Below are 16,837 nucleotides of genomic sequence, written 5' to 3'. Positions count from 1 at the left end.
AATCAACCTTCTTTATTATCGTTTTTTAATTTATTGAATATAATTTGTACCTGCCGCGGCACGTTTTTTAGATCGATTAACTGCGATTGTAGTTGCGTTTTAACGATTTCATTATTAATTGCCTGCTCAACGATCACCGGCTCGATAGCTTCGGGGTAGATACGGCGATAAAGACGGAGCGCTGCATTATATGCTCCTATTTTATTAAGCATTATTCTCAAGCGGGATTTCATGACCGGCCGCTGTTGAATACGGTAAAATGCCGCTTTCAGTATTCGTCTGATGGCATGCTTGCTACGTTGCTTAGCGCCATACTGGCGCAACAAATGATACTGGTTGCCGGCGTAGCGATAAGGGAATGTGAAACGCCAGGAGTTACTTTGGGTTATCGCTTCAAGGCGATGGGCCAAATCCTGATTGATCGCCGATAACTGTTTGATTTGCTGTTCTTCGCCAGCAATGATATCACTTAGTTTGTCGTTGCGTTCCCCTGCAGCAGTAAGCATCTCAGCAAAGCGCATGTTGATATTTTGTGTTTCAGTCAATAAATCGCGCAGACTGTCGCTGGCTTTGCCGCTTTGCGCTGCGTTGAGGCTTTCTTTCTCGGCCAGTTTCTGTTGGATATAAGCATATTCTTGACTCAAATCGAAAATTTTCTGCTCCGACATTTCACCATTACTGTGAAGCGTAGCAAGTATTTCATCAACAAATGGGATCCGTTCATCCAAAGCCGTTTTACACTCGGCGATCCCCTTGCGCATTTCCTGTGCCAGCAATTCGACGCGGACATCCTGTTGATCAATGCGCTCCGCTAACGATAGTTCCATATCGTGTAAATGTATTTGATACATTTGCATCCCTCTTTCAACCGCAGCAATCCATTGATTAAAACCGTAATTATCCGTTGTGGGTGCAGGCAAAGACACGCGTGATTGCAGTAATGCCAGCATAGTCTCGAAGGACCATTGTGCTTTAGGCAACTGCCACACTGCGTACAGCCAATTATCATACGGCTCCGGCAGGTTAAAAGGGCTTAGCGCAAAGGGCCGGGAAAAATTAATTTTAATTTCCGGCGGGTTAAATATTTCATTAACCAGAATAAAAAACGCCAGAAAAGGATCATGGGGCCAGACGCAATCGGTCTTTTCAGTCGCGACTGAACCCAAATCGATCAGACGCGCTTCACTGTTATCGTTAACCAGTATATTCCAACTACGCACATCATCATGATACAAACCGGCCTGTTCGAGGGCGGTAAGTTGAACCAAAAGAGAATTGAGCAGCGTCTCATGATTGAGGGGCGCACGGCGGCTCAATAAATCCAGCAACAGCTCTCCAGACAATCGCTCCATCATAAGCCAGCCATCGTATTCGCTGATGCCACCGCCAAGAAATTCCGGTGCGGGAAAACCCGCCGGCGGTTGCTTTAAAAAAGCGCTTTCGCTGGCTATCTCATCACGATTGCGTTGGCTTTCCATAGCGGAAAGTTTGCTGCCTTTAATATCAAAGTTAAAAACCTTACAAACAAAATCATGCCCAAAATAATAACGCCGGCTTCCTTTATGGGCCCCCTGCGCCGCTTTATAGGGCCAGTCGCGCCACTCAGTAAAGAGGGCAAAAATATCATCCAGGATGATATATTTGTTACTTACAACATATAAAGGACGGGTGATGCTCGAAAGATGAGTATCGAAACTTGTCAACTGATGATAAAAAGCGCAATCCGCGATGAGTTCGCGTGCATCTTCAGGCTGAGAGGGACCCCAGTACAACGGTTCATCGCGCAGCGCCAACTCCAGTATAAGGGCCTCGGAGCAATCCGCCAGCCGTTTCAACCATGCCTTGACCTTATCCACACCGTGTAAATGTACGATATGATGAAAGACGCTCAGTCCGGTAACGAGGTCATAATCTCCGGGCGAGAGCGCATCAATAACATCCTCGATACGCCCTACCTCGAACGACACCTTGAGTTGAGGGTTTTCCGCGGCCAGGGCGCGGCACAAGTCGATATTTTGCTGCTGGAAATCAATCCCCTTCACACTGGCGCCTTTGGCGGCCAGGCTTAAGCAGAAAAATCCCTGGGCACAGCCTAAATCCAATACCCGCAGCGGACGCCCCAGTTTTGCCGATAAGTGTTCATACACCCCATCGATAACCTTTAAACGATCAAAACAATTCCTGGACGCTTCCTGAGCACATTCCGGGTGACCATAAATTGCCTGATATACTTCGGGGAGCTCAGACACAAGTAGCTGTATGCGTTTATCTGTCGTTGTCATCTGGTTCGATCCAATTAACAAATTTCGAATGTTGATTCAAGGTCAATTACGCCCCAAAATTCAATATTCCGTCCAACATGCAGTATTATCGAATCATAACGACGGTCAAGGGGAACGACCTCCCCTTGAGGATGACCGGACGATACGCCGCAGGATAAGAGATAATCACCTTGATTCAGGTTCATCGGAAAGCTGAATTTATAAACCCTGACATCGCCGGCTTTGACTGAAATCGTAGTTACGCGCCCGCGGGAACTCAAATATGAATTGCTACCATATAAAAACAACCCCTCGAGACTTTTGATCAGAATACCCAAAACCACATTATCAAAATCTTGCTCAAAAGCGACTTTGAAATAAAAGTCGGTTTGAGTATTGCTTTCAATACTAGAGGGATAACTAATACCCCCCGCGCGAATATCGTAATCTATGATTTTGGCACCACCCTGCCCCCAGCGGTATTCTTCCGCGCGGTAACCGTGACGGGATGAAAACAGATCGGCTAAGTTATCGCCAGTGGGCGTATTGAGGCTAAACAGCGTCTCGGGGCTATCTGCTGCAGTCTCAGGGACACCATTTTTGGCAACAGATTTGCCGAACAATTCGTCGAAATAACGATTGGTGACATCGCGGGAAGGTCCATCCATTTCAATGGAACCATTTTTGAGAAAAATAGCGCGGTCGCAATGTTTAACGATATCCCCCGCGCTATGGGAGACCAACAGCAACGTGGTACCTTGCTTTTTGTAACCGGCAATACGTTCATAACATTTCGCCTGGAAACGCGAGTCGCCGACAGAGAGCGCTTCATCAACGATCAAAATATCCGGACGGGATGCGGTGGCTACGGCAAAGGCCAATCGCATTTGCATGCCGCTTGAGTAGATGCGTACCGGCTGATCGATATATTCGCCAATATCGGCGAATTTCTCGATTTCCGGCATCAGATTATTGATATCGTTGCGGTTATACCCCATCATAAGACCTGACATATAGACATTTTGGCGTCCGGTGAAGTCTGGATGAAAGCCCATGCCTAATTCAAGCAAGGCCGCAACTCTGCCATTGATGTTAATCTCTCCGCAGGTCGGCTGCGTTGTGCCGGTTAGTAATTTTAGCAGCGTGCTTTTGCCGGCGCCGTTAACCCCAACGATACCTACAGCCTCTCCGGCTTCAATAGAAAAAGAAATATCCTTGAGCACCCATTTTTTTTGGTGGCGTTCCTTAGCTGCCGGATCAAGTTTCTCTATCAGCCGCAACCATTTGGAAGAGTAATATTTGTAGGCCTTGCCTACATTATGTACGGAAATAATGGTCATTATAACTCATCCACAATATCGGCCGAATGCTTCTTAAACATACGCCAACCGATAAAAAACAGCACTAAAGACACAATCGTTACCGGTAGCAACGTCAACCATTCAGGGCTTTTATGATAGAGCAGTATATTTTGATAAGACCCGATAATCACCGCCATAGGGTTATACACCAATGCCTCTCTAACCCAATCCGGTAGGGTTTTACTAACATAAACGATAGGGGTAAACCAAAACCAGAATTGCAAAATAATGTTAACAAACTGACCGACATCGCGCACAAAAACATTCATGACCCCCAAGATAACACCAAGCCCGACGGCAAACACCATCTGCAATAGTAATATGGGGATAACATTAAAAAATACCAGGCCAGGAAAATTGCCTGTACAAACCAAGAAAATAATAAATAAACCGAAAATAATCAAAAAGTTAATAAAAGCGGATGCCGAGACAATTATCGGTAAGCAAATACGTGGAAAGCTAAGCTTCTTTAAAATATTAGCATTAGTAAGAAATATGTTAACCAGCCCATTCAGAGTTTCGGTAAATAAACCCCAAGTCAACACCCCTGAGCATAAATAAATACTGTAGGCAAAAGGACCGCTGATATCCGGCAGTTTTGCTTTCATCAATTCGGAAAAGATCAGGGTATAAACAGAAATCATCGCTACCGGCTGTAAAATGAGCCATAGCGCGCCCAAAAAACTGCGCTGATAACGGGACTGAAAGTCGCGCTTGATACTGTCTATAATGAACCCTCGATAGCGGGCGACGCCACCGATCAGACCGTTCAGCATTGGCTGTCACCATTGAGCAAAGTCATGATTTCAGTGGTCTTCGCTTCCATCAATGCCGCATCACCTCTGGCTTCCACATTCAAACGCACCACGGGTTCAGTATTAGATGTTCTTAGATTGAAACGCCACTGGGCAAACTCCAGGCTGAGGCCATCGGTTTTATCAATATGCAACGCGGTCGGAGCGTATTTTTGTTCAATGCCGGCAATAACCGCCTGAGAATTATTCAATTTCAAATTGATCTCGCCGGAAGCCGGATAGGCCCGCATCCGATCACTCACCAATTCGCTCAGCGACTGGCCTTTTACCGCCACCAGCTCCGCCACCAGTAGCCAGGGGATCATACCACTGTCGCAATATGAGAAGTCGCGGAAATAATGATGGGCGCTCATTTCTCCGCCATAAATAGCGTCTTCCTTGCGCATGCGCTCTTTAATGAACGCGTGGCCGGTCTTGGACATGACCGGCTTGCCACCGGCTCCGGTAACAATATCAATAGTGTTCCAGGTGAGACGCGGATCGTGAATGATCTTCGCCCCAGGCTGTTTTTTCAAGAAAGCCTCAGCCAGAAGGCCGACAATATAATAGCCCTCTATGAAACGTCCATCGCCGTCAAACATGAAACAGCGATCGAAATCACCGTCGAACGCTATGCCAAAATCAGCACCAGAAAGTTTGACCGCATCGGTTGTATCCTGACGGCATTCAGGTAAAAGCGGGTTGGGGATCCCATTAGGGAAATTGCCATCCGCCTGATGATGAACTTTAATAAATTCCACAGGGACACCCGCGAGGCGGAAGCGGTTTTCGATACCGTCGATAACGCGCCCTGCTGCGCCATTGCCTGAGTTAACAACCAGCTTCATAGGACGAACAAAATTTTTCGGATCGATATAACCCATCAGATGCGATATATAATCATTAAGGATATCGATTTTTTTATAGCCGCCCCTTTTTGCCGCATCCACCGGCGGGAATTTATTCTCCTGGGCCAGCCGCTGGATATCATGCAGACCGGTATCGCCACTAATCGGTTTAGCCTTGTCGCGCACCAGCTTCATGCCATTATAATCCATGGGATTATGACTGGCTGTCACTTCGATACCGCCGTCTACGCCAAGGTGGAAGGTCGCAAAATAGATTTCTTCCGTACCGCTCACACCAATATCCAGCACTGCCGTACCAGCGTCCCGCAGCCCTTCGGCCAACGCATGTTTAAGTGATTCGCTGGTCAGGCGTACATCGCCGCCCAGAACCATGGTGCGGGGGTGCAAAAACTCGCCATAAGCGCGGCCGATACGATAAGCGATGTCGTCGTTAAGCTCAGCACCCAGTTTCCCGCGGATGTCATAAGCTTTAAAACAAGATAGAGCAGACATGTTTTCCTCAAATTTCCAGATCGGCCATTGATTATGGTCTTGATTTAGTTAAATAAACTTGTGGGATGAGCACCCTCTCGCCCCCAGGCAACCAACGGCGGTCTGCGGCTCATAGGCCGGTCCAGGCGACGCGGACACAGTTCAGGGGGCAAATTATACATCAGTCGTCAAATCGGGCTAACCTTACCTCGCTTATCAAAGCTAACTTCGGATAGTTCCGAAGAAGTATCCCGGGCTGCGAAATCCTTATGAAAATGCCCGGCCGTAATTCAGCGGCCTATGATAACAGGAAGTGATATCGCATTTCCTCCGGAGAATAAGCACGAATGATTAAATTATAGCCATAAACGCTGGTTAACCTGCACGGACCGATGGGTTTTAACCGGCAAAGGCGGCGTTATTTCTTGTCGTAGTAGCGAAATCTTGGCGGGGAAACCGGTTGCGGGTTTACAAAAAAGCTTTTGATGCCCTTGCCCGCACATTGATTTGTCTCAGATACGCACTGCGCGACCCTAATGGATCGCGCAGTGACGTTTGCCTTAACGGCCTGGCAATCTCATAATGTTACCGAAACAAACTTCAGCAACGGCCATACAGGTCTTTAATACGAATAATATCATCCTCACCCAAATAGGCGCCGGACTGGATTTCCAGTAATTCCAAGGGAATTTTGCCGGGGTTTTCCAGCATGTGCGTGGCTCCGATGGGAATAAAGGTCGACTGGTTTTCAGTTATCAGGTAAGTCTTATCATCAAGGGTAACCTTGGCGGTGCCCGCTAAGATCACCCAATGCTCGGCCCGATGATGATGCATCTGCTGCGAAAACACGCCGCCTGGCTTGACTGTCAAACGATTGACCTTATAACGCGGCTGGCTGACCACATTGTCATTACGTCCCCACGGATGGTATGACTCCCGGTGGCGACGATATTCACTGCGAGCATGTGTTTTAAGATAATCGACGGCTTTTTTCACGTCCTGCACTTTCGATTTATCCACAATCAGCACTGCATCCTTGGTATTGACAATCACCAGGTTTTCGACGCCTATGGCCGCGACCAGTTTTTCATCGGTATTGATATAACAGTTGTTAACGTTATGCAAGAAAATGTCCCCGGTCAGGACATTGCTATTTTCGTCCTTGTCGTTAACTTCCCACAACGCCGACCATGAGCCCACATCACTCCAGCCGGCATCCAGCGGCACGACGATAGCTTCACTGGTTTTTTCCATCACCGCATAATCCACCGAATCATCCGGGCAGGCAAAAAAAGCATCTTTATCAACACGGATAAATTCCTGCTCAGAATCCTGTTCCGGCGCGGCAAATGCTTTTTGACAGGCAGCCAGAATATCCGGACGAAATTTACCCAATTCAGCTAAATATTGCCGGGCCCGGAACATAAACATGCCACTGTTCCAATAATATTCGCCAGTGCCAATGTATTCCTCGGCGGTAGCCAAATCGGGTTTTTCAACAAAACGATGGACGTTGAACACCTTGTCGCTTTCGCTACCGATTTTTTCACCCCGGTGAATATAACCGTAACCGGTCTCAGGGCCGGTGGGGACAATACCGAAAGTGACGAGTTTCCCCGCGATGGCGAAGGGCATGGCACTCTTTATCGCCTGATGAAAGGCCGGGACATTCTCGATAACATGGTCGGCCGCCAGAACCAGTAACAAGGGATCGTCGCCGCTCGCCACGGCGCTCAGGGCCGCCAACGCTATCGCCGGCGCGGTGTTGCGGCCCACGGGCTCAAGAATAATATTGCGCGCTAACTGATTAATCTGGCGCAGTTGCTCCGCCACTAAAAAACGGTGTTCTTCATTACAAATAACCAACGGCTCGCGGGCATTGATGCCAGCCAGTCGGGACACAGTGCTTTGCAGCATTGACTGTTTACCGTGCAATGTCAGGAACTGCTTTGGATACAGCTCTCTGGACATTGGCCATAAACGGCTGCCGGTGCCGCCAGCCATAATAATTGGAAGTAACATTTTTTTCCCTAGAGTATGCAGTAAGTTACCGTAACAGAACTGCGGCAACGTCATTCTTTATTGAAAGCCAAAAGTTGGTGCCAACATACCAGCCGCCATGGGATTCACCCTCCGGAAGTTAGTATATTTTCATAATAAATAATATCATAATGATTAGTACTACTTAATGACAATACCAATAAACAAGGTAAATTATTCAGGCTCACAGTGGTTTTGGTTTTACCCGCCAGGCGTGTTACAAGTCACGGGTATCATCACTCCCCTCGTTCGCCGACTATCTGAATCAAATACTGCCCATACTCGGTTTTACTCATTAACCGCGCCTCCTCCAGTACCTGTTGCTTATCCAGCCAGCCTTTATTAAAAGCAATCTCCTCCAGGCAGGCAACTTTAAACCCCTGGCGTTTCTCAATGGTGTGGATAAACGCCGAGGCTTCGATCAGGCTTTCATGCGTACCGGTATCCAGCCAGGCATAACCACGGCCGAGCAGTTCAATATTCAACTGTCCCTTTTGCAGGTAGAACTCATTCAGCGCGGTTATCTCCAATTCGCCCCGTATCGAGGGGGTGACCCGCTTAGCCAGTTCCACCACCTGCTCATCATAAAAATACAGCCCGGTTATAGCCCAATTAGACTTCGGCTTAAGGGGTTTCTCTTCCAGCGACAGCACACGGTACTGGTCATCGAACTCGAGCACGCCAAAACGCTCCGGATCGGCCACATGATAACCAAATACCGTGGCCCCGATTTCATGCGCCTTGGCATGCTCCAGCTTGGCGACAAAGTTCTGGCCGAAAAACACATTATCACCCAGCACCATGGCGCACCGCCCGCCGGCGATAAATTTTTCGCCGATGATAAAGGCCTGGGCCAGTCCGTCGGGGCTTGGCTGCTCGGCATAGGAAAAATTAAGACCGAACCGGCCGCCGTCCCCCAGCAACCGCTGAAATGAATGCATATCCTCAGGCGTGGTGATAATCAAAATATCGCGAATGCCCGCCAGCATTAATACCGAGATAGGATGATAAATCATCGGCTTATCATACAGCGGCAATAATTGTTTCGATACGCCGCGGGTAATGGGATACAGCCGGGTCCCCGTACCGCCGGCCAGCACTATTCCTTTCATCAGCTCACCTTTCCTTATCTATCTGCTTAATCCCAGCCGTTCACCGCGATACGATCCGTCCAGCACATGCTGCCACCAGGTTTGGTTATGCAAATACCAGGCAACGGTTTTGCGGATGCCGCTCTCGAAGGTTTCATGCGGGCGCCACCCCAATTCGCGCATGATTTTGGCGCCATCTATGGCGTAGCGCAGATCATGGCCGGGGCGATCGGCAACAAAAGCAATCAGCTCTTCATAATGACCTATCCCCGCCGGTTTATCGGGCATTAACTCATCCAGTAAACGGCAGATGGTACGCACCACATCAATATTCCTGCGCTCATTATGCCCACCGATATTATACGTCTCGCCCACCACGCCTTGAGTAACCACAAGATACAGTGCCCGGGCGTGATCCTCCACATATAACCAGTCGCGGATTTGCGCGCCATCGCCATAGACCGGCAGGGGCTTGCCGGCAATAGCGTTGAGAATGGTCAGCGGGATCAGTTTTTCCGGGAAGTGATAAGGACCGTAGTTGTTGGAACAGTTAGTGATCAGAGCCGGCAGGCCATAGGTGCGATGCCACGCCCGCACCAAATGATCGCTGGAGGCCTTGGAGGCGGAATAGGGACTACTGGGGGCATAAGGTGTGGTTTCGGTAAACGGCTCATCGCCGCCGGGCAAATCACCGTAGACTTCATCGGTAGAGATATGATGGAAGCGAAAAGCGGATTGGCGGGCAACACTCAATCCCAGCCAGTACTGTCGGGCGGACTCCAGCAGGGTGTAGGTACCGATAATATTGGTTTGTATGAACGCAGCTGGCCCGTCGATGGAGCGATCCACATGGCTTTCCGCCGCCAAATGCATCACCACATCCGGCTGATATTGCGCAAAAACCCGGTCCAGGCCCGCGCGATCGCAGATGTTTACCCGTTCAAATGCATAGCGCGAGTCATTGCTGACAGGTGCCAGGGAATCAAGATTGCCGGCATAGGTAAGGCAGTCCACTACAATGACCTGATCATGAGTATGACGTATAATCTGCCGTACGACGGCGGAACCGATAAAACCGGCTCCGCCGGTAATTAAAATTTTCATGTCGCAACATTCCATAAAGCCCGGCAACGGGATGCGTAATATTATCATACCCACCGAAGTCAGGTTAATGTTACGCCATGGCGTTTCCCAGGGAGCTGCATGCGGAAAAGCGATCATGCATTGCGTCTTCACCTATACAGAAATTCTGAAATGTTGAAAAGTAAGCCTTAATACATCATTCCCCATATGATTCTTACTTTTAACAGTCTGGATTGGTGATAAAATACCCTACCGTTTTTTACATGGACATCGTTATGACCAGGTGGTGGTACATTGCAAACGATATCCAGCACGGTCCGGTAACCTTACCGACGCTAAAACGGCTGTTAAAACGCCACGTGCTTTGCGCGCAAAGTATTGTCTGGCGCGAGGGATTTAATCATTGGACCCGGTTGGACGCCACGCCTGAGTTAAAACCTTTGCTTAAGGCGACTCCGCCGCCCCTGCCCCGGGTAAACAATACGGCGCTCGCTGTCAAAACATGGTCTCAAGCAGGTCGGTCCAATGTTTCCCTTACGCCCAGCACACGTCAGCGCAGACATTGGCTAAGTTGGGCGCTGCCAGCCTGCTGTTTAGCACTTGCGGCATACTCCTTTTTCCCGCTGCCGCGCATGACCCAAATAATGCTTGGGGCCAAAACCTTTACCTCATCCCTCAACGGCCCGTCGTCCGCCAAAACACCCGGGTTTGCAGATGCGGCCACGGAAGACACCCAATGGCAAAACCCCGTCACTTTAAAAAAAGCCGATTTAGCGGGATGGACGGTCAGGCCCCTGTCCTCCGGCAAAGGCAGCGTCGCCAGCTCGTTTGTCAGCGAGAATGCGGTGGTCAATTTCAGTGTTGCCGAAGCCAAAAATCAAACTTTAAATACCCTGGTTAATTATCTTAAGACAAATGAATCAGCTTTACGCTTTATCAATCAGGGCACCTACGGCCATACGGGCGGCCTGCCAAACTGGACCGGCATCGCCACCAGCACTGACGATCATGATAAAAGCTACGTGGTCCACGTCACCAATGCTCCCGATGGTTATGGCATTTTGATTGCGGCGATCAATCAGCAGACGACCAGCAGCGTCAGCCGGCTTGAGACATTGATGGCGCAGTTGGATCAGACGTTTAAGGGCAACTGACTGGAATGTATGCTGTTGGGTATTTTAGTCTTTGTATCTTTTCTCCCATAACAAAGGGCTGATAGGCCAATATATATCCGAACATAATTGAGCAGATTTTATTACCAAAACCCCATATTTTACCGATACTATTATCTGATCGCCAGTCAGAAATCCGTATTCCGCGAGCCATTGCCACCTATTGTGAACGCTAGAGAAGCGGTACATGTACCACCGATTGGAACATACTCCACGCGATGATGATGAGCCTTATCCTTTATTTTTCCTGAGAACATGGATGCAATAATTCCTATTTTCTGGGGGGTGATCGAATTATTTAATTTTTTTAGCCATGTTTTAAGTGTCTCATAAAAACACTAACTTGAGGAATGGAATATTTTGTTTATATTACCGAAAAAAGAGCACCAGCCAATTCCATATATAATGACCAAATATAAAAATTTCTAATTTAGACTTCGCACTAAAAACAAATTATTAGATCCCTGATCATATAAAATTTTCATATATCAATAAATCATTGATTTTCTTTTAAGATCAAAAATAGCAATCATCGGTGCTTTGAGCCATCCTCTGATTCAGTGACTGGATAAATTACTTATTCAGCATTTTCCTCTATGTATTAACAATTGCCACCCCATATTGAAAATTTGAATGAAGGTGATGGAGGCTGATACGAAACGTTATTCACCGGAAGGTAAAACCGTTGTATTGGCAAAATTACTGTCGCCTTACAATATGACAGTCTCCTCTTTGGCCCAACAGGAAGGGGTTTCTTACGCAACCACGTATAATTTGCGTAATCACGCTAGATTGGACGGGAAAATTGGTTCCCGGAAGCCAATAAAATCACTGAATAAAAGTTGAGCGGCCCCCGTTTCGCTGTCATTGTTGAAATTGCAACGCTAAGTGAAGCAGAATTAGGAGAATTCTGTCGTCACAAAGGATTCTATCCGCGGCAAATCGCGCAGTACAATCTGGCTTTAATTGCACAGGATCGCGATAGCCACACAAATAAACTCTAGTAAAATCAATACTCTAAAGACAACAAAAAACTTAAACGCAAGTTGGAGCGAAAAGATAAAGCTTGTGAGGTGTCGAAGCCTTGCTGGTATTGCGAAAAACGCTCAATCGCTACGACTAGATGGAGAACGACTAACATCTGACAGAAAACTTATGCAATTTATCTAAGGGATACGTTAAGCGATGGATCTGGGTGCGCATCTGACTCCGGCCTGTCATGAAGTTAGTATCAGCCTTATGCTCTGGAAACGATGGCACAGGCAGGTAAAATCAGTGGCTTACCGTCGCGTGACCGTAACCCGCTAACAAATTCAACCAGACCAAAGGATCAGCAGATACTGACGGTATGCAACCAGCCGGAATATGCCAGCCCGACACCCGCGCGGACCGCTCCGTGTCTGGCGGATAATGGAGTATCTCAGGCTAGCGAATTAACAATTTTTCCGCCCTGCTCAGATTTATAATCGTGACCGTAGCCGAGCATCGGTGATCAACAGCACGCCGCCCCCTCACATGTCTTAGCGGAATGCCAGGTCTGAACCTGACATGTGACGTGGTCAGCGCCGTGAGTCCATGATCGTTATTTTTATTCGTCCCTGATAGACGACATTTTTAATAGAAAAATGGTTGGTTCCGAAGTCCATGAACAGGAAATGGCGAACATGCCTTAGTTTTATTGCATCGTACCGTATTGCGCGAGCGGTGCATCTATGAAGTCTCAGACGTTAAAGACAAAACTGGAAGAACTGCTCACCAATTCGCACAGTCGGCCGTCAGTCAATAACGTTAAGCCGTATGTGGGGTCGCTGTTCAGAACGTTAAAATGCGCCCCCTCATGGCAGTCAACCGGCTTCGCCAATAGGGAAGAAGCCAGGCAATGGTTCGGGGCCGGGCGCTTTAGTCGATGGTATAATCAAGAGCATCGGCATAGCGCCACCGACTATCTGACGCCGAAATAAAGCCCTCGGGGACAAGAAGTTATCCTGCTGGCAAACAGAAAAGCAGTATATGAGGAGATAAGATAGCCAGGAAAACCTATCTGGAAGATGGTCAAAACAATGCCGACAATGCCAACGTGTTGATGTAGTGATGTTGAATCCGTATAAACCACATTAATCATTAGAAAAAGCAGCCTGGAAACTCATTAAGGGTGACAACTTCCTTGACAGCTACCAAGGGGCTTTAACGTGGACAAAAAGCCCAGGGGGAACAGGATTTCCTTCAGATGCTCTGGGAGGAGATCCAATTCAGAGATCATCTTCAACAAGCTGATGGATAATTAACTGACTGCAATGGCGTATGCTTACCTGAGATGGGGAAACACATTGTTTATAAAGAGGAAAAAAAACGCCTCGATTTCGAGATACATAAGATCAGATGAGAAAATGTAAATTTTTATTCAACAAAATCAACGAATAAGTCAATTTACGTCAAACATTGTAAATTATCTGTTTATTTATCTCACTTTTTATGGCTACAATCGTATCAACTTCACTTTGTCAAGTGACAAGAGGAGATTAACCAAGAGAACATAAATATGTAGCAAGTTGCAGTATAATATACCATCAATCAACTTATGGTAGACGAATATGCTGAGAAAAATAGACAGTCTTCAATATTTAAGGGCGTTAGCTGCAGTATTAGTAGTAATAAATCACTTATGGCCTGAGGGGAAAATATCGTCAACCCTTGGGTTTAACCATATTGGAGGCATAGGGGTTGATTTATTTTTTATTATAAGCGGCTTTATAATGGGCCATACTATAAGCGAAAAAATAGTTAACAAAAAATTAGATTCTTTAAATTTCATAAAAAAGAGGATCACACGAATCTATCCAATTTATTTGGTGATAACTATCCCTCTACTTATAATATATTTTTTGAAAAGCATCACATCCGGTACAGAAATTTCATTATATATGGTAGTTGGAAATATTTTGCTTTTACCCTCTTTCACAAATGACCCTAACTATAAAATGTTAATTCCTGTCGCATGGACGTTATGTTATGAAATGTTTTTTTATATAATATATGGAATTTCCATCTTATTATCAAGCAAAAAAAATGACGTTATCTTAATATCTTCAATTCTTATATTATTTACATTTGCATTTGATAATATTTTTGGTTTTAAAGGCGCGCGCCTACATTGGGTAAACTTCAGTTATATGTTAGGGGACTCCTTGCTCATAAATTTTATAATTGGAGGCGTTTTGTATATAATCGCAAACAAAACAAGCAGAGTGGTTTTCAAAATACAACATTCTGTAATATTTGCTATATTAACCCTAATCATATCAATGACATTATTATCCGGGGCAGGGATTGGGAGATTTTTTACTTTTGGAATACCAGCATCTATAATTGTCTTTATGTTCATAAAATCTGACACAAGTAAAATAGATATGGGTATGAATAAATTTCTAATAACATTAGGTAATGCCTCTTATAGTATATATTTAATTCATTACTTATTCAAACCTTTATTTCCAATACTTACAACGACTGTTGGAATCAGTCATGATATTGTTGGAATCTTACTAGTGTTGGCGGCTCTTTTAACTGGCACTATATTTTATCGAAAAATAGAAATACCATTGATGCGCATGTTGACCAAAAGAAAAGCTTTACTATCTGGTGTGGTGTAATTCTTAGCGCACGAATCACATATTTATCATAATTATTTAACTTTATTTGCTGAGTATATTTTATCTCATTAAGATTAATATTGTACAAAAGAACTTAGGTCGACTTGGCAAGTCTAAAAGAGTTTACCGGATATACCGATTATTAAAGCTGAATCTTAGGCGCAGGCGTAAGGAAAGAATACGATTACCTAACAGGCATCTCCAACATTTGGTCATTACACAAGACAAGAAATGAACCACTGCTGGCCAATTGATTTTATGCGTAATGCCTTGATAAATGGGAGAAGGTTCCGTCGATTTAATGTAGTCGATGATTCAAATTGGGAGGCACAGACAATCGAAAATGATGCAAATATTCCGGCTCAACGTGTCGTACGTATAATGTTGGACCAACTTAGCAGTGAGAGAAGTTATCTGGCCTTTATTCTAAGTGACGATGTCCCAGAATTCACCGCCGTTACCATAGCTGAATGGGCCGAGCATCACAGTGCTATGCTTGATTTTACCCAGCCTGACAGACCAATGCGAGATGGATTTATCGAGCAATTTAATAAAATTCTGCAAGCAAAAAAAATTAATTTATATCTGTTTCGGACGATATCATAAGTTTGATTTTTAAACGTAATCATGCGCACAGAATATTATGAAGAACGGCCACACTACTTACTCGTACAGAAATATGGTATGCCACCAGATATTTACACACAGCAAAAGCTAGCCAGAAATCCTCATTGGAGATGTTACTAAAAACTGAGAGGATAATAAAACCAAAGCTTCTAAGTATTTAGTCTGGAATCGTCATCAATTTTACTTAACACTGAGAGTCGCAAAAAAATCACATATTGACGCCAAAAAACATAAGATTATTCTTAATTATATAAAACACTATTTACCGTATAAATCAGGGGGTATAAGATTCGCGTATAACTATTTCTTGACGGAATCCTTACAAATGAAAAATCGGAAGATTTGGGTCGATTATGCTAAGGCTTTAGGAATAACCTTAGTTGTCATTGGCCATGTAAACAGAGGATTAATGAACGCGAGAATTGATACAAATACGCATATAAGCAAAATGATTGACAATTATATTTATTCATTCCACATGCCGCTGTTTTTCTTTTTAGCTGCACTTTTTTTCAGTAAATCATTCGAAAGAAGTGGACCGTCCAGTTTTGTTGCTAATAAGGCCAAAGTACTATTGTACCCATATATTATTTGGTCTTTATTACAAGGTGGTATTGAAGTTTTACTTTCGCATTATACAAATACAAAAACAGATATTTCGGATGTAATTAATCTTTTTCAACCAAGAGCCCAATTTTGGTTTCTTTATGCTTTATTTATGGTATTTATGGTATCACTGTTACTCAGATCTATCTCAAATAATAAAAGAGTGGATTTATTTATATTATTACTATCATTGTGTTTATACTTAGTAAAAAACAACCTCACAAACAATTATCATTTAAATTACGTCACAAATAATCTTTTTTTCTTCTACCTTGGTATCGTAGCAGTAGATTATCGGGAAAATATTTCCAAAATTAAAATCAACTTCGTTGTTGCTTTTACTTCTTTGCTGGCATTCCTTGCTTTATGTTACTATTTTCATAACATAAACCATATAAATTTAGAACGAGACGTATTAGCATCATTGATTTTAGCATTAGCTGGAATTTTCACTTGTATTAGTATTTCATTATCCTTATCTGAAATTCTTGAGAGCAAAACATTACTTCTAATAGGTGAGCTTAGCATGCCTATATATTTACTCCATATTATTGCTGGTAGTGGAACGAGAGTTATGCTAACAAAATTAACTTCACTAACAAATTACCATATTCATTTACTCTTAGGGTTGCTTGCAGGCATTGTCATTCCAATAATTATTTATAAAATATCAAAAAAATATCACTTCATGTTTTTGTTCGAATTTCCTAGCTTTTATAAAGATATCCCTATAAGCAAAACACAAAAATACTGATATTTATCATGAAGTTATTTGAAAGAAAAGCATTTAGGAAGATAAATATTTGTATGCC

The 16,837-nt window shown here is 44.8% G+C and carries 12 protein-coding genes and 1 pseudogene; 6 read left to right on the top strand and 7 right to left on the bottom strand.

Annotation, left to right across the window (positions count from 1 at the left end; all coding sequences use genetic code 11):
• Positions 1-2: 2 nt before the first annotated feature.
• The 7 genes from ACL2XM_RS03990 to rfbB all read right to left on the bottom strand — a co-directional run bounded on the left by ACL2XM_RS03990 (position 3) and on the right by rfbB (position 9,991).
• On the bottom strand, positions 3-2,282 hold the full coding sequence (locus ACL2XM_RS03990) for a methyltransferase domain-containing protein (protein ID WP_413732436.1): 2,280 nt from the start codon (positions 2,280-2,282) through the stop codon (positions 3-5).
• Positions 2,283-2,296: 14 nt separating this feature from the next.
• Entirely contained in the window at positions 2,297-3,601 is a 1,305-nt protein-coding gene (locus tag ACL2XM_RS03985) for an ABC transporter ATP-binding protein (protein WP_413728019.1), read from the bottom strand.
• Positions 3,601-4,398 carry an ABC transporter permease gene (locus ACL2XM_RS03980; protein ID WP_413723240.1) on the bottom strand — a complete coding sequence of 266 codons (798 nt, stop codon included), beginning with the start codon at positions 4,396-4,398 and terminating at the stop codon, positions 3,601-3,603. The genes ACL2XM_RS03985 and ACL2XM_RS03980 overlap by 1 nt, the downstream gene beginning before the upstream one ends.
• On the bottom strand, positions 4,392-5,777 hold the full coding sequence (gene cpsG, locus ACL2XM_RS03975; protein ID WP_413723241.1) for a phosphomannomutase CpsG: 1,386 nt from the start codon (positions 5,775-5,777) through the stop codon (positions 4,392-4,394). Before cpsG ends, ACL2XM_RS03980 begins: the two co-directional genes overlap by 7 nt.
• 579 nt (positions 5,778-6,356) lie before the next feature.
• Positions 6,357-7,778 (bottom strand): mannose-1-phosphate guanylyltransferase/mannose-6-phosphate isomerase, encoded by a 1,422-nt coding sequence (locus ACL2XM_RS03970; protein ID WP_413723242.1) that lies wholly within the window; start codon positions 7,776-7,778, stop codon positions 6,357-6,359.
• A 254-nt stretch (positions 7,779-8,032) separates the two neighbouring features.
• On the bottom strand, positions 8,033-8,908 hold the full coding sequence (gene rfbA / locus ACL2XM_RS03965) for a glucose-1-phosphate thymidylyltransferase RfbA (RefSeq protein ID WP_413732434.1): 876 nt from the start codon (positions 8,906-8,908) through the stop codon (positions 8,033-8,035).
• A gap of 18 nt (positions 8,909-8,926) precedes the next feature.
• Positions 8,927-9,991, bottom strand: a complete 1,065-nt coding sequence (gene rfbB, locus ACL2XM_RS03960) for a dTDP-glucose 4,6-dehydratase (protein WP_413732432.1) — start codon at positions 9,989-9,991, stop codon at positions 8,927-8,929.
• Between the two features lie 242 nt (positions 9,992-10,233).
• On the opposite strand from rfbB, the gene ACL2XM_RS03955 reads away from it, so the two are divergent.
• The 6 genes and pseudogenes from ACL2XM_RS03955 to ACL2XM_RS03930 all read left to right on the top strand — a co-directional run bounded on the left by ACL2XM_RS03955 (position 10,234) and on the right by ACL2XM_RS03930 (position 16,779).
• Entirely contained in the window at positions 10,234-11,124 is an 891-nt protein-coding gene (locus ACL2XM_RS03955) for a DUF4339 domain-containing protein (protein WP_413732430.1), read from the top strand.
• Positions 11,125-11,775: 651 nt separating this feature from the next.
• A complete protein-coding gene (locus ACL2XM_RS03950) occupies positions 11,776-11,988 on the top strand; it encodes a transposase (RefSeq protein WP_413732428.1) in 213 nt (70 codons plus the stop codon).
• Positions 11,989-12,854: 866 nt separating this feature from the next.
• The gene (locus ACL2XM_RS03945; RefSeq protein WP_413732427.1) at positions 12,855-13,103 is read left to right on the top strand and encodes an integrase core domain-containing protein; all 249 of its coding nucleotides are present in this window, start codon (positions 12,855-12,857) and stop codon (positions 13,101-13,103) included.
• Positions 13,104-13,733: 630 nt separating this feature from the next.
• Positions 13,734-14,792, top strand: coding sequence for an acyltransferase family protein (locus tag ACL2XM_RS03940; RefSeq protein ID WP_413732426.1), 1,059 nt, complete (start codon positions 13,734-13,736; stop codon positions 14,790-14,792).
• A gap of 88 nt (positions 14,793-14,880) precedes the next feature.
• A pseudogene (locus ACL2XM_RS03935) lies at positions 14,881-15,539 on the top strand (IS3 family transposase); the annotation flags it as partial.
• A gap of 205 nt (positions 15,540-15,744) precedes the next feature.
• Positions 15,745-16,779, top strand: coding sequence for an acyltransferase family protein (locus tag ACL2XM_RS03930; RefSeq protein ID WP_413732424.1), 1,035 nt, complete (start codon positions 15,745-15,747; stop codon positions 16,777-16,779).
• Positions 16,780-16,837 lie beyond the last annotated feature (58 nt).

The organism is Sodalis sp. RH20, from assembly GCF_047324205.1.
In the GTDB taxonomy this organism is placed as follows: Bacteria; Pseudomonadota; Gammaproteobacteria; order Enterobacterales; family Enterobacteriaceae; genus Acerihabitans.
The sequence above is the reverse complement of the archived record's forward strand: the minus strand, read 5'-3'. Positions and strand labels throughout refer to the sequence as shown.